16 protein-coding genes are annotated in these 16780 nt (G+C 61.8%); 4 read left to right on the top strand and 12 right to left on the bottom strand.

What is annotated here, in order from left to right:
- The first annotated feature begins 234 nt into the window (after nt 1-234).
- Both A7K61_RS18620 and A7K61_RS18615 read left to right on the top strand, forming a co-directional pair.
- Complete coding sequence (locus tag A7K61_RS18620; RefSeq protein ID WP_069558110.1) at nt 235-1635, top strand: aspartate aminotransferase family protein; 1401 nt, start codon at nt 235-237, stop codon at nt 1633-1635.
- Nucleotides 1636-1717: 82 nt separating this feature from the next.
- Nucleotides 1718-1942, top strand: a complete 225-nt coding sequence (locus A7K61_RS18615) for an MbtH family protein (protein ID WP_003192847.1) — start codon at nt 1718-1720, stop codon at nt 1940-1942.
- Nucleotides 1943-2102: 160 nt separating this feature from the next.
- On the opposite strand, the gene A7K61_RS18610 is transcribed toward A7K61_RS18615, so the two are convergent.
- The 8 genes from A7K61_RS18610 to minC all read right to left on the bottom strand — a co-directional run bounded on the left by A7K61_RS18610 (nt 2103) and on the right by minC (nt 10391).
- Nucleotides 2103-3449, bottom strand: a complete 1347-nt coding sequence (locus A7K61_RS18610; RefSeq protein ID WP_069558109.1) for an amidohydrolase — start codon at nt 3447-3449, stop codon at nt 2103-2105.
- A gap of 16 nt (nt 3450-3465) precedes the next feature.
- Nucleotides 3466-5631, bottom strand: a complete 2166-nt coding sequence (locus A7K61_RS18605; protein ID WP_047711481.1) for a mechanosensitive ion channel family protein — start codon at nt 5629-5631, stop codon at nt 3466-3468.
- Between the two features lie 72 nt (nt 5632-5703).
- The gene (locus A7K61_RS33195) at nt 5704-5880 is read right to left on the bottom strand and encodes a hypothetical protein (protein ID WP_164692207.1); all 177 of its coding nucleotides are present in this window, start codon (nt 5878-5880) and stop codon (nt 5704-5706) included.
- Between the two features lie 193 nt (nt 5881-6073).
- On the bottom strand, nt 6074-7363 hold the full coding sequence (locus A7K61_RS18600; protein ID WP_003192841.1) for a M18 family aminopeptidase: 1290 nt from the start codon (nt 7361-7363) through the stop codon (nt 6074-6076).
- A 183-nt stretch (nt 7364-7546) separates the two neighbouring features.
- Nucleotides 7547-8182, bottom strand: coding sequence for an RluA family pseudouridine synthase (locus A7K61_RS18595; protein ID WP_057700864.1), 636 nt, complete (start codon nt 8180-8182; stop codon nt 7547-7549).
- Nucleotides 8183-8383: 201 nt separating this feature from the next.
- Nucleotides 8384-8638 (bottom strand): cell division topological specificity factor MinE, encoded by a 255-nt coding sequence (gene minE / locus A7K61_RS18590; protein ID WP_003175252.1) that lies wholly within the window; start codon nt 8636-8638, stop codon nt 8384-8386.
- 3 nt (nt 8639-8641) lie between these two features.
- Nucleotides 8642-9454: a septum site-determining protein MinD gene (gene minD / locus A7K61_RS18585; RefSeq protein WP_003192835.1), complete on the bottom strand. Its 813-nt coding sequence runs from the start codon at nt 9452-9454 to the stop codon at nt 8642-8644.
- A 199-nt stretch (nt 9455-9653) separates the two neighbouring features.
- Nucleotides 9654-10391 carry a septum site-determining protein MinC gene (gene minC, locus A7K61_RS18580; RefSeq protein WP_032895999.1) on the bottom strand — a complete coding sequence of 246 codons (738 nt, stop codon included), beginning with the start codon at nt 10389-10391 and terminating at the stop codon, nt 9654-9656.
- A gap of 119 nt (nt 10392-10510) precedes the next feature.
- On the opposite strand from minC, the gene A7K61_RS18575 reads away from it, so the two are divergent.
- Together A7K61_RS18575 and A7K61_RS18570 are read left to right on the top strand one after the other, a co-directional pair.
- Nucleotides 10511-11446 carry a lipid A biosynthesis lauroyl acyltransferase gene (locus A7K61_RS18575; RefSeq protein WP_032896000.1) on the top strand — a complete coding sequence of 312 codons (936 nt, stop codon included), beginning with the start codon at nt 10511-10513 and terminating at the stop codon, nt 11444-11446.
- 30 nt (nt 11447-11476) lie between these two features.
- The gene (locus tag A7K61_RS18570; RefSeq protein WP_069558108.1) at nt 11477-12625 is read left to right on the top strand and encodes a patatin-like phospholipase family protein; all 1149 of its coding nucleotides are present in this window, start codon (nt 11477-11479) and stop codon (nt 12623-12625) included.
- Nucleotides 12626-12733: 108 nt separating this feature from the next.
- Here the strand turns inward: A7K61_RS18570 and A7K61_RS18565 are convergent, their stop codons facing one another.
- From A7K61_RS18565 to A7K61_RS18555, 4 genes are all read right to left on the bottom strand, one after another.
- Nucleotides 12734-13519 carry an outer membrane protein OmpK gene (locus tag A7K61_RS18565; protein WP_044271679.1) on the bottom strand — a complete coding sequence of 262 codons (786 nt, stop codon included), beginning with the start codon at nt 13517-13519 and terminating at the stop codon, nt 12734-12736.
- A gap of 23 nt (nt 13520-13542) precedes the next feature.
- The gene (locus A7K61_RS32610) at nt 13543-13911 is read right to left on the bottom strand and encodes a hypothetical protein (protein ID WP_125970471.1); all 369 of its coding nucleotides are present in this window, start codon (nt 13909-13911) and stop codon (nt 13543-13545) included.
- 44 nt (nt 13912-13955) lie between these two features.
- The gene (locus tag A7K61_RS18560; protein WP_032896003.1) at nt 13956-15299 is read right to left on the bottom strand and encodes a nucleobase:cation symporter-2 family protein; all 1344 of its coding nucleotides are present in this window, start codon (nt 15297-15299) and stop codon (nt 13956-13958) included.
- Between the two features lie 195 nt (nt 15300-15494).
- On the bottom strand, nt 15495-16778 hold the full coding sequence (locus tag A7K61_RS18555) for a urate hydroxylase PuuD (RefSeq protein WP_003192825.1): 1284 nt from the start codon (nt 16776-16778) through the stop codon (nt 15495-15497).
- Between the last annotated feature and the right edge of the window lie 2 nt (nt 16779-16780).

The following is a 16780-nucleotide window of genomic DNA, read 5'->3' as shown; positions in this document are numbered from 1 at the left end:
CGGGGCGCCTAAGATCAAGATCAAAAGCAGATCAAGATCAAGAGCGGCTCGCTTCGCATCGTGGTTAGCGGTGGCTGCGGCGAACTGCACAGTCGGTAAATATCCGACCAACCTCCTAAATCCCCATGCATCTGAAGCGTCTCCACAACAGGAAATCCGTGCGCATGCCCTTGGGCCAGACGCCAACGGATCGGCAGTTTGGTCACGATCATCAGCGTATTGAGGGATCCAGAGATGTCAGTCGCTACCAGCCGTATCGAAGACGCCCCGGTGCAGGCCGCGGAAACGCTCTATCAGTTTGACGAAAGCCCGCTGCTGGCTCGTCAGCGCCAGCAGGAATCCAACGCCCGCAGTTACCCACGGCGCATTCCCCTGGCGCTCAAGCGCGCCAAGGGCATTTATGTGGAAGACGTTGAGGGGCGCCGGTTCATCGATTGCCTGGCCGGGGCCGGCACCCTGGCGCTGGGGCATAACCACCCGGTGGTGATCCAGGCGATCCAGCAAGTGCTGAGCGACGAACTGCCCCTGCACACCCTGGACCTGACCACACCGGTCAAGGATCAATTCGTGCAGGACCTGTTCGGTTTGCTGCCTTCGGAGCTGGCGCGGGAAGCCAAAATCCAGTTCTGCGGCCCCACCGGCACCGATGCGGTGGAAGCCGCGTTGAAGCTGGTGCGCACTGCCACCGGGCGCAGCACTGTGCTGTCGTTCCAGGGCGGCTATCACGGCATGAGCCAGGGCGCGCTGAGTCTGATGGGCAGCCTGGGGCCGAAGAAGCCCTTGGGCGCCTTGCTCGGCAATGGCGTGCAATTCCTGCCCTTCCCGTATGACTACCGTTGCCCGTTCGGCCTGGGTGGCGCTGAGGGTGTGCGGGTCAACCTGCATTATCTGGAAAACCTGCTCAACGATCCGGAAGCCGGCGTGTTGCTGCCGGCGGCGGTGATTGTCGAAGTGGTCCAGGGTGAGGGCGGTGTGATCCCGGCGGACCTCGACTGGCTGCGTGGCCTGCGCCGCATCACCGCGCAAGCGGGGGTGGCGTTGATCGTTGATGAAATCCAGAGTGGCTTTGGGCGTACCGGCAAGATGTTTGCCTTCGAACACGCTGGCATCATCCCGGATGTGGTGGTCATGTCCAAAGCCATTGGCGGCAGCCTGCCACTGGCGGTGGTGGTGTACCGCGACTGGCTCGATACCTGGCTGCCGGGTGCCCATGCCGGGACCTTCCGCGGCAATCAAATGGCGATGGCGGCGGGCTCGGCGGTGATGCGCTACCTCAAGGATCACGACCTGGCAGGCCATGCGGCGGCCATGGGCGAGCGCCTCGGTGAACACCTGCACCTCCTGCAGCGCGACTTCCCGCACCTGGGGGATATCCGTGGGCGTGGGCTGATGCTGGGGGTGGAGCTGGTAGACCCGACGGGCACGCCTGACAGTCAGGGCCACCCACCGGTGCATCGCCAGTTGGCACCGCTGGTGCAGCGCGAATGCCTCAAGCGCGGGCTGATCCTGGAACTGGGCGGGCGCCATGGCAGTGTGGTGCGCTTTTTGCCGCCGCTGGTGATCACCGCTGGCGAAGTCGACCAGGTGGCCGAGATTTTCGGGCGCGCCTTGGCAGCGGCCGTGGCCAGCGTCTAATTTTCCAGGCCCTTGGTACGTTTCTATAGATATCAGTGCTGCGCGTGGTGCGCAGCCAGCCTTTGAGCGACGGAGAACAGCAATGACCTCAGTATTTGACCGCGACGACATCCTCTTTCAGGTAGTGGTCAACCATGAAGAACAGTATTCGATCTGGCCCGACTACAAGGCCGTGCCAGAAGGCTGGCGCACCGTGGGCAAGAGCGGCATGAAGAAAGAATGCCTGGCCTACATCGAGGAAGTGTGGACCGACATGCGCCCGTTGAGCCTGCGCCAGAAAATGGATGGCGCGGCCCTCGCCAACTGATTCACCTGGGTTCAAATGTGGGAGCGGGCTTGCTCGCGAAAGCGCGATACCAGTCACTGGATGCGCTGACTGACCCACCGCATTCGCGAGCAAGCCCGCTCCCACACGGGATCTGCGTTTAACTGACAGGCATCAGGGAAGTCCGCTCCCACATCAAGCATTACAGGGGGGTGTGGGTGTAGAGGTAGTCCGTCGCCAACGACGCCAGCGTTCTCACGCCCACCACCAATGCCGACTCATCCACAAAGAACCCAGGGTTGTGATTCGGCGCCGCCTTGCTCATGTCCTGGTCCCTTGGGGTCACCCCCAGGAACACAAACAACCCCGGCGCCTCCTTGGCATAGAACGAGAAGTCTTCGGCGCCCCCCACCAATGGGCCTTGCACCACATCATCCTGAGCCGCCCAGCGCAGGCTCGGCAGCATTTTCTCGGTCAGCGCCGGGTTGTTGATGGTGGGGTCGTACTTCTCGATGATCGTCACTTCGGCCTTGGCGCCACCGCTTTCGGCGATTTTCTCTACGGTTTGACGCACGTCTGCATGCAGCTTCTGGCGAATGCCGTAGTCGTAGGAGCGAATGGTGCCGCTCATGTCCACCGACTCGGGGATGATGTTGTAGCGGGTGCCGCCGTTGATGGTGCCGATGCTCACCACAGAGGGGAATGACGAAATATCGGTACGGCGGCTGACCACGGTCTGCAGGCCGACAATGGTTTGCGCGCCGACGGTGATCGGGTCGATACCGTCCCAGGGGCGGCCAGCGTGGGTCTGTTTGCCGAGGATTCTGATGCGCAGGTCATCGGAGCTGGCCAGGGTCGGGCCCGGGCGGTAGGCGATTTGCCCGGCAGGTACACCGGCCCACACATGCAGGCCGAACACCGCGTCGGGCTTGGGCGCTTTCATCACGCCTTCCTGCACCATCATCTTCGCGCCCCAGGTGTTCTTGCCGTCGGGGATAAAGTCGCTGGGGCCTTCTTCGGCCGGTTGGAAATAAAACACCACGGTGCCGGGCAGGCGCTCGCGCATCCCCGTGAGAATCTTCGCAGTGCTCAGCAGGATGGCGGTATGGGCGTCGTGGCCGCAGGCGTGCATCACGTCGACTTCCTTGCCCAGGTAGGTGCCCTTGGCTTTGGAGGCGAAGGGCAGGTCGGCGACTTCCTTGACCGGCAGCGCATCCATGTCGGCGCGCAGGGCCACGGTCGGGCCGGGCAGGGCGCCTTTCAAGATGGCGACGACGCCGGTGCGGGCCACCCCGGTCTTCACCTCAAGGCCGAGTTCGCGCAACTGTTTGGCGACCAGCTCGGCGGTGCGGGTTTCGGTATTGCCCAGTTCGGGGTGGGCGTGGATATCGCGGCGGGTTTCCAACAGGCTGGGTTCGAGGATTTTCGCCTGGGCGGCAATTTCCTCCCGGGCACTGTCCTGGCCGCTGCTGGCGGCAATCACGGCACTGCTTGCGACCGCGCCGAGCAACCCCAAAACCCATTGGTGTGTCAGACCGTTCATACGCATACCAACCTCTCCTTGCTTATTGTTGTGGATCTTTCTCCTGCGCGCTACCGGCGGTCAGCACCTGCACGCTCAAGCGCGGCGTTGCCAGGTCAAGCCCGGCTTCATCCAGGTGCCGCTTGAGCGACAGGTTGAACGCCCGCGACACTTCCCACTGCTTGATCGGCGCAGTCTTGAAGCGTGCGCGCAGGATCGCGCTGCCGGACTCGAAACTTTCCACGCCCTGGATCTCCAGCGGAGACCAGATATTGCGGCGTTGCAGCGGGTCGTTGCGCATGGCATGGCCGACGTCGCGCATCAGTTTGATCGCGTCGTCGATTTCCATATTGTAGGGGATCGCCACGCGGAAGATCGCGTAGCCGAACTCACGGGAGTAGTTCTTGATGCTCTTGATTTCGCTGAACGGGATGGTGTGCACGATGCCGTCGATATCGCGCAGGCGCACGGTACGGATAGTCAGGCCTTCCACCGTGCCGAGGTGGCCGCCCACATCCACGTAGTCGTCGATGGCCAGGGAGTCTTCGATGATGATGAACAGGCCGGTGATCAAGTCCGCCACCAGCGACTGCGCACCAAAACCGATGGCGATACCGATCACACCCGCACCGGCCAGCAGCGGCGTGACGTTCATGCCCATGTTCGCCAGGGCGACGATGGCGGCGATGATGAAAATGGTCACGAACAGCACGTTGCGGATCAACGGCATCATGGTCTGCGCACGGGCGTTGGCCAAGCCTTTGCGCGAACGTGTCAGGGCGTGGTGAATCGCCGTGTCGCTGAGGATCCAGATCAGCCAGGCAAACAGCAAGGTCCCGCCAAGGCCCACCAGCTTGACGGCAATTTCATGGCCGTCGCCTTCGGCAAAGCGAATCATCGACAGGCCCCACACGCGCAACCCCAGCTCGATGAATACCAGCCACACCGCCAGGTGCACCAGGGTGTAGACGAAGCCTTTGAGGCGCTCGGAATACAGCGCGTGGCGCTTGTGCCCGCGTTGCGGCTTGAGGGCGTGGCGGCGCACCAGGCCGTTGATCACCATGCACAACACCAGCAACACCGTGCACAGCAGTGACTGGCGCAGGGCGGTGCTGGTGTCGCCGGCGGACAGGAAGGTGGCGAACAGCGAAATGCCCACCAGCAACAGCGCCGGCAGGTACCAGAAGGTGCCGATGATCGACAGGGTATCGGTGAGCGCACGGCGGTTGAGGCGGCGCGACAGCGGCTGGTTGCGGATCAGGTGCGCAATCGGCCGGCGGAACCGCAGGATAAACACCCCGGTGGACAACGCCGCCATTACATTGGCCACGGTCGCGGCAGTGTGGGCCAGGTGCTGGCCGAGGGCTGCAACCAGGCGCGGGTCGCTCAGAGCTTCACCGAAGGCGGCAAAACTGCCGATCCACCACAGCGGGCGGAACGCCTGGTGGCGCAGGATATACAGGGCGCGGTGGCGGTGCGGGCCGTCGAGCAGCGAGAAGGCAATCACGCAGATGGCCGAGAAGCAGGTGCCGACCACCAAGGCATAGGCCAGCACCATGGCCAACGATTTACCCAGGGATGAAGGCAGGGCGTAGCTCAGGTACACCGTGATCACCAGGGCGATCAGCCAGGGGCCCAGCTTGCGCAGGGCGAAGCGCAGCATGTCCCAGGTGCGCGGGTGCTGCGGCAGCTCTTCGGGCAGTCCGAAGCGCTCGCGCACCCGGTGGCTGAGCCAGATCAGCGCGGCGGCCAGCAGGCTCCACACCGCCAGGATCACAGCAAAACCGAAGATGATCGGCAGCCATTCGCTGGCCGGCAACATCAGCGCGGCGAGTTCATCCTTGGCCAGGTCGACTTCATTGGACCAACGCCCCAGCGGGCTGTCGGCGCCGGAAAACTGCTGCTCAAAGCCCGACAGCGTACTGCCGATCAACCCGAGTACTCCGAGTTCGGCGGCGGGCTGGGCCTTTTGCGTGGCGGCGCGCAGCTTTTTCAGGTCGCTGAGCAACTGGGTGCGTTGCTGGTCGTTTTCGAGGGTCTTGATCACTTCGTCCAGCGACTGCCCCAGGGGCACTTCGGCCTGGGGTTGGGTCTTGCTGGAACCGCCCAGCATCCCCGGTAAGCCCACGGCTTGGGCGGACGTTAGCGGCAGCAGCGTGAGCAGAGCGATCAGCAGGTAGCAGGGCAGGGCAAACAGACGGGAGAACACGAGGCGGTCAACCTTGAAAACGACGAATTGACCGAGTGTACGAGGCCGCTATGCCCAATGCGAGCGCATTTGTCACTGCGCCAGTTTGGCGAGGATCTTGTAGAGCACGGTGCCGAGGATCAACAGCATGCCGATCCACATGCCAAACACGCCCAGAGGCTTGTCGCGAAAGTTGAAGCCGACCGCGAGCATGATCATGCCGATCACGATGGGGATCAGCATGGCGTGGAAGGAGGACATTGAGATCATGGCGGAGGCGGCCTTGTCGGATTGGAAGTTCTGACAAGTCTAGGCCGGATTATAAAAGTTGCAGATGATTCAGGTCAGGTGTACTCAGCGTTAAATGTGGGAGCGGGCTTGCTCGCGAATGCGGTGTGCCAGTCACTGAATCTGTTGGCTGATGTACCGCATTCGCGAGCAAGCCCGCTCCCACAGTGCGCTATCAGGGCAAATCGCGGCTGGCGTAAAACGCCCCCAGCACCTTGACCAGATGCGCCAGGTCATGGCTGCCGCACAGCTCGCGGATCGAGTGCATGGCAAAGGTCGGCAAGCCGATGTCCACCGTACGCACGCCCAGGTGGCTGGCGGTAATGGGGCCGATGGTCGAGCCACAGCCCATGTCGCTGCGCACCACGAAGCTTTGCACCGGCACTTCCTGGGCCATGCACAGGTGGCGGAAGAACCCGGCGGTTTCGCTGTTAGTGGCGTAGCGCTGGTTGCTGTTGACCTTGATCACCGGGCCGGCGTTGAGTTTCGGACCGTGGTTGGCGTCGTGTTTCTCGGCGTAGTTGGGATGCACGCCGTGGGCGTTGTCTGCCGACACCAGCAGGGATTTTTGAATGGTGCGTACGAATTCTTCACCTTCGGGCAATAGGCGACGCAGGGTCTGTTCCAGCATCGGGCCATCGGCACCGCAGGCCGAGCAGGAGCCGACTTCTTCGTGGTCGTTGCACACCAGCACGCAGGTTTCATCGGTGTCGCTGGTGAGCAAGGCCTGCAAACCGGCGTAGCACGACAGCAGGTTGTCCAGGCGCGCGCCGGCGATGAAGTCGCCATTGAGGCCGATCACGGCGGCACTTTGGGTGTCGTAGAAACTCAGCTCGTAGTCGAGCACCACATCGGCATTCAACCCGTGCTCGCGGGCCAACTGTTCGGTGAGCACGGCGCGAAAGTCCACGCGCTCGTCACCGGCAAACTGCGCGAGGATCGGCGGCAGCTCGGTCTGGGCATTGATCGCCCAGCCTTGGTTGGCTTCACGGTTGAGGTGAATGGCCAGGTTGGGAATGATGGCGATCGGCAGCTTGAAGTCGATCAGTTGGCTCTCGACCTTGCCATCGCGGCGGAAGGTGACACGGCCAGCCAGGGACAGGTCGCGGTCGAACCAGGGCGCCAACAGTGCGCCGCCGTAGACTTCCACGCCCAGTTGCCAGAAGCCCTGGCGTTGCAGCTCCGGCTGGGGCTTGACCCGAAGGCATGGGCTGTCGGTGTGGGCGCCGACCATGCGGATACCGTCTTGCAGCGGCGATTGGCGGCCGAGCTTGAAGGCGATGATCGAGGAGTCGTTGCGGGTCACGTAGTAGCGACCGTTGGCCTCGGTGGCCCAGGTGTCGCGCTCGTCGAGACGCTGGTAACCGGCCGCTTCCAGGCGCTGGGCCAGGGCAGCAGTGGCATGAAAAGGAGTAGGGGAGGCCTTGAGGAAGTCGATCAGGCCTTGATTCAACGCTTCGCGCATAAATAGCTCCAGACAGCAATGCGCGGAGTTTACCGTATTGGTTTGACTCGGTGTCTAGAACTGACACCGAACTAAATGTGTGTGGGCTTGCTCGCGAAGGCGGTGTCTCAGTCACAGTTGTGTTAACTGAACCGTCGCCTTCGCGAGCAAGCCCGCTCCCACATTTTGATCGTGTTGCCAAATTTAAAACGGTGCAGGGCACTCGAAGCGCAGGCGCTCGCCGCTTTGCGGGTGGGTGAAGCTGAGCATGCTTGCATGCAGGCACAGGCGTGGCCAGGCGGTCAGGGCTTGTTCATGGGCGTACAAACCATCACCCAGCAACGGATGCCCGATGGACAACATATGCACGCGCAACTGGTGCGAGCGCCCGGTGATGGGGGTCAGCTCCACGCGGCACCAGTCGCCGCAACGCTCCAGCACTTTCCAGAAGGTCAGCGCATGTTTGCCGAACTCATGGTCGACCACATGGCGAGGCTTGGTCGGCGGGTCGTAGCGCAGGGGCAGGTCGATGCTGCCGCTGTCCAGTGCCGGTTGGCCCCAGGCCAGGGCGGTGTAGGCCTTTTCTGTTTCGCGGTCGTGAAACTGGCGGGACAGTTCGCGGTGGGTATCCGCGTCCCGGGCCAGCAGGATGATCCCCGAGGTTTCCCAGTCCAGGCGATGGACGATGCGGGCTTCGGGGTAGCCGTTTTCCTGCAGGCGGGTGATCAGGCAGTCCTTGTTGTCGTCGGCGCGGCCAGGCACCGAGAGCAGCAGGGTGGGCTTGTTCACCACCAGGACAGCGTCGTCCTGATGCAGGATATGGATATTGGACAGCGGCATTAAACAGCCTCGTAACAAACGCCAACGGCGGCTCCACTGACCGCCCCCTCACCCTGTAGGAGCGAGCTTGCCCGCGAAGAACTTATCGGCACTGCGTTCATTGAGGTTAAACGCGGTGTTCTCAGGTTTTTCGCGAGCAAGCTCGCTCCTACAGCAGTACAGGGCCAGGTAGCAGAGCCGCCGTGGCGACCGCCCGTTCGATCAACGATCGGGCAGGGTGATATTGAGTTCCAGAATCGAGCAGCTGCCGTCATTTTCCAGGGCGACATGCACGTCATCGTTGCCGATATTGACGTACTTGCGGATCACCTCGACCAGTTCCTTCTGCAAGGCTGGCAGGTAGTCCGGGGTGCTGCGTTGGCCGCGTTCGTGCGCCACGATGATCTGTAGACGCTCTTTCGCGACCGATGCGGTACTGGGTTTTTTGTTGGCGCGAAAGAAGTCGAGAAATTTCATTGTTTAGTTGCCTCCAAAGATACGCTCGAAGAATCCCTTCTTCTTGACATCGAGGAAGCGGTGTTCCACGGTCTTGCCCAGCAAGCGATCCACGGCATCGCTGTACGCCTGGCCGGCGTCGCTCTGGTCGTCGAGAATCACCGGTACGCCCTGGTTGGATGCCTTGAGCACCGCCTGGGATTCCGGGATCACGCCCAGCAGAGTCACGGCGAGGATTTCCTTCACGTCTTCAACACCGAGCATTTCGCCGTTGTTGACGCGCTCCGGGTTGTAGCGGGTGAGCAGCAGGTGTTCCTTGATCGGGTCCTGGCCTTCTTCGGCGCGCTTGGACTTGCTGGCCAAGAGGCCCAGCATACGGTCCGAGTCACGTACCGAGGACACTTCCGGGTTGGTCACCACGATGGCTTCATCGGCGAAGTACATCGCCAGGTGAGCACCGGTTTCGATACCGGCCGGCGAATCGCATACTACGTATTCGAAGGTTTCCTTGAGCTCGGCGAGGACTTTGCCCACGCCTTCTTTGGTCAGCGCGTCTTTGTCACGGGTCTGGCTGGCGGCCAGCACGTACAGGTTCTCAAGGCGCTTGTCCTTGATCAGGGCCTGTTGCAGGTTGGCTTCGCCGTTCACCACGTTGACGAAGTCATACACCACGCGGCGCTCGCAGCCCATGATCAGGTCAAGGTTACGCAGGCCGACGTCGAAGTCGACGATGACTGTCTTGTGGCCGCGCAGAGCGAGGCCGGTACCGATAGCGGCGCTGGTGGTGGTCTTACCCACACCACCCTTGCCGGATGTAACCACGAGAATCTTGGCCAAGGTGTTTCACCCCTAAGGAAAAAGGACTTTCGGTCCCTGAAAAACATCTCTTGGAGCTCGCCGCAGGCGGACAGCCTTTGCAGGAAAAAGCCGGGGTTTCCATGGGAAAACACCAACTTCCAAAAAGTCCTACACAAGTCTTGCCGGTTTCGCTTTGCTATCAGAGTCTAGAGATGCTTGGAAAATGCGGCAGTATCCGTTAAAGACGGATGATGTTCAACACATCGCCCGACAGGTTGACCTGTACCGAAGCGCCCCACAGTGGATCGCGGCGCAAATCTTCGGAAACCTTGTACTGACCCGCGATGGAAACCAGCTCAGCGGTCAACTGCTGGCAAAAAATACGCGCCTTGGTATCACCCTTGATGCCGGCCAGGGCGCGTCCGCGCATCGGGCCGTATACATGGATGTTGCCATCGGCAAGAAGTTCCGCCCCCGGGCTGACCGAGGAAACCACCACAAGGTCGCCGCCCTGGGCGTAAATCTGCTGCCCGCCGCGCACAGGCGAGGTGATGATCTTGGTTGGCCTGATCGTAGGCTCGGGCGGTTTTTCCGGTTTTTTCTTTTCTTCGCCGACCGATGGTTCCAGCGCACGCTCGCGGGCGCCGGACGGTGGCAGTACTGGCAGTTCAATGGCGATGGCGGCGGCAATGTCTTCGATGCGGCTGGCGCGGATGGCCAGTGTACGCAGGCCATGGGAGCGGCATACGCGCATCAGCCCGGGCAAATCAATCACGCCCTGGCCGGCCGGCAGCTTGTCCAGCGCCAGCACCAGCGGGGCGTTGTTGAAGAAGTTCGGCGCCAGGGCGACCTTGGCGGCCAGTTGGCGGTCCAGGGCGTCGAGGTCATTGCGGGCCAGTTCCAGCACGGTAATGGCGAGCATGCTGCCTTTTAGCTGGAACACGGGATCTTGGTCTAGCGGTTCGGTTTGGCTCATGGTCGGCGAAAACGGCTTGTCACGAAAAGTGTCGAGACTTATAACGAGAACACTCACCCGCCGCAAGCCGAGTCGAACCGTTGTAGAATGCGCGGCCCTTGTCTTTACCGGAATCTGTAATGGATCGCCCGCGTTTTCGAGCTGTATTTCTTCACCCGCGTTTTTGGCTGCTATGGCTGGGGCTCGGCCTGCTGTGGCTGGTCACTCAATTGCCGTATCGGGCGCTGTTGACCATTGGTCGCCTGCTGGGCGCGGGCATGTACCGCGTGGCCGGTGATCGTCGCCGTATCGCGGCGCGCAACCTCGAGCTGTGCTTCCCGGAAAAATCTGCCAAGGAACGCAAACGTCTGCTCAAGGAAAACTTCGCTTCCACCGGCATCGCCTTCTTTGAAATGGCCATGAGCTGGTGGTGGCCCAAGCCGCGCCTGGCGCGCCTGGCCCATGTCGAAGGGCTGCAGCACCTCACGCAGGCGCAGTTGGAAGGCAAGGGCGTAATCCTCATGGCGCTGCACTTCACCACCCTGGAAATCGGCGCGGCGCTGCTGGGGCAAAAGCACACCATTGACGGCATGTACCGCGAACACGGCAACCCGTTGTTCGACTTTATCCAGCGCCGTGGCCGCGAACGCCACAACCTCGATTCCCTGGCCGTGGAGCGTGACGACGTGCGCGGCATGCTCAAGCTGCTGCGCGCCGGCCGGGCCATCTGGTACGCGCCAGACCAGGACTACGGCGCCAAGCAAAGTATCTTCGTGCCGCTGTTCGGCATCCAGGCCGCCACCGTCACCGCCACCAGCAAGTTCGCCCGCCTGGGCAAGGCGCTGGTGGTGCCGTTTACCCAGGAGCGCCTGGCTGACGGCAGCGGTTACCGCCTGGTGATCCATGCGCCGCTGACCGACTTCCCGGGTGAAACCGACGAGGTCGACTGCCTGCGCATCAACCAGTGGGTGGAAGCCTCGGTGCGCGAATGCCCCGAGCAATACCTGTGGACGCACCGCCGGTTCAAGAGCCGGCCACCGGGTGAGCCCAAGTTGTACGAAAAGCGCCGTCGATAACCCCAACCCCTTCTCACATGGAGTGACGCAATGCGCCCAGCGGAACCGGTCACAGGCCTGATTCTTTCCGGCGGCGGGGCGCGCGCGGCGTATCAGGTGGGGGTGTTGGCGGCGATTGCCGAGTTGCTGCCTGCGGGGGCAGCGAATCCTTTTCCGGTGATCGTCGGCACCTCCGCTGGCGCGATCAATGCGGTGAGTCTGGCCAGTGGCGCCAGTGATTTTTCCGCGGCCATCCAACGGTTGACGGCCTTCTGGCAGGGCTTTCGTAGCCATCAGGTGCTGCGCAGCGATTGGCCGGGGGTGATGCGCCAGGCCAGTCGTTTCCTGATCCATAGCCTGTTGGGCTTGGGTAGCCAGGTGCCGGTGGCATTGCTCAACAGCTCGCCACTGCGCGACTTGTTGCAAGAGCGTTTGAACCTGGACGGCATCGACGAAGCGATCCGTCGCCAGCATTTGCAGGCGGTGGCGGTGACCGCGTTTGGTTATGAGTCCGGGCAAGCGGTGACCTTCTATCAGGGCGGCGGCACCATTGATGCCTGGCTGCGCCATCGGCGTATCGGTGTGCCCACCCAATTGACCGTGGAGCACCTGCTGGCCAGTTCGGCGATCCCGTTGCTGTTTGCCCCGGTCAAACTCGGCCAGGAGTACTTCGGCGATGGCGCGGTGCGCCAGTCCGCCCCCATCAGCCCGGCCTTGCACCTGGGCGCCAGTCGCGTGTTGGTGGTGGGGGTGAGTGGCAACCCACGGGGCAATGAGCCTTCGGTGCAACGCACCTACACCGGCCAGCAACCGACCCTGGCGCAAATTGGCGGGCACATGCTCAACAGCACGTTCATTGACAGCCTGGAAAGCGATATCGAGCTGCTGGAGCGCTTGAACCAGTTCAGCCGCGTCGTGCCTGTGGATGCGGCGGTGCAGGGCCTGGCGCCAGTGGAGGTGCTGGTGATTGCCCCCAGCCAGCCCATCGATGAAATCGCCGCACGACATCGCCAGGAGTTGCCGGCGGCACTGCGTGTGTTTTTGCGCGGGCCTGGGGCGACCAAGACCAGCGGCGCGGGGGTGTTGAGTTATCTGTTGTTCGAGGCGGGGTATTGCAGCGAGTTGATCGAGCTGGGGCGCAAGGATGCGCTGGCCAAGCGCGAAGAAATCACCCGGTTCCTCGGCCTGACGCCGAACTGAATGTGGGAGCTGGCTTGCCTGCGATAGCGGTATGCCAGCCAACACTGCTGGTACAGACATACCGCGATCGCAGGCAAGCCAGCTCCCACAGGGAACCGCGATCGACCTTTAGAAGTGGTACTTGACCAGGAAACTTGCTGTGTCCTGAGTCGTCTTGAAGGCGCCGCTGTCTTCAATCCCGTATTTGTTCTTCCAGTAGTCGTACTCAAAACCCACATACAACTGCTTGTCGCCCCAATGCAGCGCCTTGCCCAAGTCGTATTTGACCTGTGGGTTGAAGTGCAGGTTGGCGTGGTAAGTGCCACGGGCGTTCTTGTCGTTATCCACCACCCAGTCCATGAAACCGTCGATCAACACGTCGGAGTTACCCACGGGAATGGTGTACGACCACACCGGGGTGATCTGCCACACGCCGTCACCCGGGCGATTGCCTTCGGTCTGGCGCTGGTAGAAGTTCAGCTGGAAGTAGTCGAAACCGGGGATGTTCAAATCGAATGCCGGGCCCAGCAAGTAGGACTCGTTATCGCCTTCGCCGAACTCATAGGTGAAGGCCAGCAACACATCCTTGATCGGGCCGAATGACAGGTCCTTGTTGAGAATCTTGCCGAATGACAAGCGCGGGCTGAACTCGCCGTAGTAAGTGTTGGGCCCGACGTTGCCGTCTTCCTTGCCGTTGTAAAAGATGCGGTCGAGGAAGAAGAAGTTGTCGCCATACTTCCACGCGTCGGCATGTTCGAAGGTGACGGTTTGCTGGATCTGCGGGTTGACGGTAAAGCTCTTGCCCCACAGGTAAGTCAGGCTGTTGTTTTGCCACTGCAACAAGTCACCGGCCACGGCTTGGCCACCGGCCAACAGCGACCCTGCCAGCATCAGGCCTTTGAACATAGGTTTCATTCGGTTGCTCCCGAGTTAAAGTTTTATGGTTTTTCTTCTACGCAGGCGCTCTGGTGTGGCGCCTTTTGGTTCGCTGCAAAAATCGTCTGTTCGGTCAGCTTTGATGCTTTTAGCAAGAGCTGCGCCAAGGTGTTCAAAAAGCCAAAAAATCCCCGTCGGCTGCAACGGATGCAGTCGAATAAAGGGGACTTTTGCGCACTTTGGCAGCAAACATCAGGCCGGGATAAGTTGGCCTTGAGGTCAGCTTTTACATTCGCTGTTTTTTTTTGAGTCGATTCGAGCGGGCGCGGAGAATACTGACTCCCAGGCCTGGGCTCAAGTGCGCTGTAACAGAGCGCGAGGGGCAAGAATGGGGCGCGGCGTGTGGCCGGCCCCACGTCAAGGCTGTGCATGTGGGCGTTCCCTGTTTGTTGTTATTTTTGTACTAACAAAGGAATCAATGCGTATGGGCGACTTCGGGGCGCTCAGCGCCACCGAGGATGTTGAACAAAATGTTCAGCGACAACGCGCTGAGGGTCGCCATGGCGATGCCGCTGTGGGTAATCGGGCTCATCCACAACGGCAGCTGTGCGAAGAACTCCGGGCGCACCACGGGGATCAGGCCCATGCCGATGCTCACCGCCACCAGCAACTGGTTACGCCGATCAGCGATGTCGGCTTCCTGCAGGATCTTGATCCCGGTCGCCGCCACCATCCCGAACATGGCAATCGCCGCGCCGCCGAGTACCGCGGGTGGAATCGACGCCACCAGGTAGGCCGCCTTGGGCAACAGGCTCAGCACGATCAAGAATGCACCAGCCATGAGCGTGACGGAGCGGCAGCGCACGCCGGTCATCTGCACCAGGCCGATATTCTGCGCGAAGGAGGAGTGGGTAAAGGTGTTGAAGAAGCCGGCAAAGAACGACGCGCCGGCATCGCACAGCAGGCCGCGCCGCAGCATCTTCGGCGTGACCTCCTGGCCGGTGATCTTGCCCAGGGCCAGGAACATGCCAGTGGACTCGACAAAAATGATCACCACCACCAGGCACATCGACAGGATCGGCGCCAACTCGAACTTGGGCATGCCAAAGTGCAACGGCGTCACCACCTGCACCCACGGCGCCTGGGCCAGGCCACTGAGGTCGACCATGCCGATCACGCCACACAGCGCGTAACCCAGGCCCATGCCGATCAGCACCGAGATGTTCACCCAGAAGCCGCGCATGAAGCGGTTGATCAGCAAGATAGTGGCCAGTACCAGGGCGGCGATCGCCAAGTAGACCGGCGAGCCAAACGTGGCGGCGGCGCTGCCCCCGCCGGCCCAGTTCACTGCCACGGGAAACAGCGAAAGGCCGATGGCGGTGATCACGGTACCGGTCACCAGCGGTGGGAAAAAGCGCACCACCTTGGACATGAACGGCGCGATCAGCATGCCGAAGAACCCGGCGGCGATGGTCGCGCCGAAGATGCCCTGCAAACCGATGCCGGGCATGCCGGCCATGGCGACCATGCTGCCCACGGCGGCAAAACTGGCGCCCATCATCACCGGCATGCGGATGCCCATCGGGCCGATGCCGAACGACTGCACCATGGTGGCAATACCGGCTACGAGTAGGTCGGCGTTGATCAGAAAGGCGATTTCTTCACGGCTCAGGCCGGCGGCCTGGCCAATGATCAGAGGCACGGCGACGGCACCGCCGTACATCAGCAAGACGTGTTGCAGGCCTACCAGAATCAATTGCAAGAGGGGCAGCCGCACCATGGCGGGCGCGGCAGGAGTCTGCGTTTCTAACTGGGACATGCAACACCTCGAATCTTTTTATTTTTGTGTTGTTTGGCATTCAATTGCCGGATGAAACTTAATCTTCAAGCCATCACTGATCTCCCTTGTGGGAGCTGGCTTGCCTGCGATGGCGGTGTGTCAGTCACCGAAAGCGTTGGTGATCTGCCGCTATCGCAGGCAAGCCAGCTCCCACATGGGAACGGTGTGAAACAGTCAGTTGGTGCGCGCCCCCTGGTTGATCCAGGTGCCAATCAAATCCCGCTCCTGCTGGGTCATCTGGGTAATGTTGCCCAGTGGCATGATCTGGCTGGCCACGGCCTGCGCTTGAATGCGCGCGGCTTGCTGCTGGATCTGTGCCGGTGTGTCGAACATCACCCCAGCCGGAGCGGTGCTGAACAGCGGGCTGGTGGGCTTGGCCGAGTGGCACACGGTGCAGCGTTGCTCGATCACGTGGTGCACCTGGCCGAAGTCCGTGGTGGCCTGGGCCGGTGCCGGTTCAGCGGCGGGTGCGGCAGGCGCGGCCGGTTTCAAGCCACCGCCCAATGCGGTTTCCGGCAGGGGTTGGTACTCGATGGCAGCCGGTGCCTTGGCAATCGGCTCAGCGGGCTTGGGCCCGGTCACGTAGGCCAGGCTGATCATCGCCAAGGCGCCCACGGGCAAGGTCCACGCATACTTCTGGCTGTCATGCCGGGTGTTGAAGTAGTGGCGCACCAACACCGCCGCCACCGCGATCCCGGCCAGGATCAGCCAGTTGTATTGGCTGCCATAGGTGCTCGGGAAGTGGTTGCTGATCATGATGAACAGCACCGGCAAGGTGAAGTAGTTGTTGTGGCGTGAACGCAGCAGGCCCTTGGCCGGCAGCGCCGGGTCGGGTGTGCGGTTCTCGGCGATGGCCGCCACCAGCGCGCGCTGGGCCGGCATGATGATGCGGAACACGTTACCCACCATGATCGTGCCGATCACCGCACCCACGTGCAGGTACGCACCGCGGCCGCTGAACACTTTGCTGAAGCCGTAGGCCGCCGCAATCAACAGTACGAACAGGATCAAGCCGAGCAGGGCAGGGCGTTTGCCCAGGGCCGAGTCGCAGAGGAAGGAGTAGATGAACCAGCCGGCGAACAGTGAGCCGATGCCCAGCAACACGCCTTCGGTGCCGCTGAGGCTGCTGCCGGGGGCGAGCAGGTACAGCGTGGGGTTGAGGTAGAACACCACGCACAGCAGCGCGACGCCCGACATCCAGGTGAAATAGGCTTCCCATTTGAACCAGTGCAGGTTGTCCGGCATGGTCGGTGGGGCCAGTTTGTATTTTTCCAGGTGGTAGATACCGCCACCGTGGATCGCCCACAAGTCACCGGCCAGGCCGTTCTTGGGGTTGACGCGATTAAGGTTGTTTTCCAGCCAGACGAAGTAGAAAGAAGCGCCGATCCAGGCGACGCCAGTGATCATGTGAACCCAGCGCACGCTCAGGTTCAGCCATTCCAACAGATGTGCTTCCACAG

Source organism: Pseudomonas sp. AP42, from assembly GCF_001728935.1.
GTDB lineage: Bacteria > Pseudomonadota > Gammaproteobacteria > Pseudomonadales > Pseudomonadaceae > Aquipseudomonas > Aquipseudomonas lactis.
The sequence above is the reverse complement of the archived record's forward strand: the minus strand, read 5'-3'. Positions and strand labels throughout refer to the sequence as shown.

Bases quoted from the DNA above. Each gene is read 5' to 3' on its own strand.
- A7K61_RS18620 (WP_069558110.1), top strand. From the start codon at position 235: ATGTCAGTCGCTACCAGCCGTATCGAAGACGCCCCGGTGCAGGCCGCG.
- A7K61_RS18615 (WP_003192847.1), top strand. From the start codon at position 1,718: ATGACCTCAGTATTTGACCGCGACGACATCCTCTTTCAGGTAGTGGTC.
- A7K61_RS18610 (WP_069558109.1), bottom strand. From the start codon at position 3,449: ATGCGTATGAACGGTCTGACACACCAATGGGTTTTGGGGTTGCTCGGC.
- A7K61_RS33195 (WP_164692207.1), bottom strand. From the start codon at position 5,880: ATGATCTCAATGTCCTCCTTCCACGCCATGCTGATCCCCATCGTGATC.
- A7K61_RS18600 (WP_003192841.1), bottom strand. From the start codon at position 7,363: ATGCGCGAAGCGTTGAATCAAGGCCTGATCGACTTCCTCAAGGCCTCC.
- A7K61_RS18595 (WP_057700864.1), bottom strand. From the start codon at position 8,182: ATGCCGCTGTCCAATATCCATATCCTGCATCAGGACGACGCTGTCCTG.
- minE (WP_003175252.1), bottom strand. From the start codon at position 8,638: ATGAAATTTCTCGACTTCTTTCGCGCCAACAAAAAACCCAGTACCGCA.
- minC (WP_032895999.1), bottom strand. From the start codon at position 10,391: ATGAGCCAAACCGAACCGCTAGACCAAGATCCCGTGTTCCAGCTAAAA.
- A7K61_RS18575 (WP_032896000.1), top strand. From the start codon at position 10,511: ATGGATCGCCCGCGTTTTCGAGCTGTATTTCTTCACCCGCGTTTTTGG.
- A7K61_RS18570 (WP_069558108.1), top strand. From the start codon at position 11,477: ATGCGCCCAGCGGAACCGGTCACAGGCCTGATTCTTTCCGGCGGCGGG.
- A7K61_RS18565 (WP_044271679.1), bottom strand. From the start codon at position 13,519: ATGAAACCTATGTTCAAAGGCCTGATGCTGGCAGGGTCGCTGTTGGCC.
- A7K61_RS32610 (WP_125970471.1), bottom strand. From the start codon at position 13,911: ATGCACAGCCTTGACGTGGGGCCGGCCACACGCCGCGCCCCATTCTTG.
- A7K61_RS18560 (WP_032896003.1), bottom strand. From the start codon at position 15,299: ATGTCCCAGTTAGAAACGCAGACTCCTGCCGCGCCCGCCATGGTGCGG.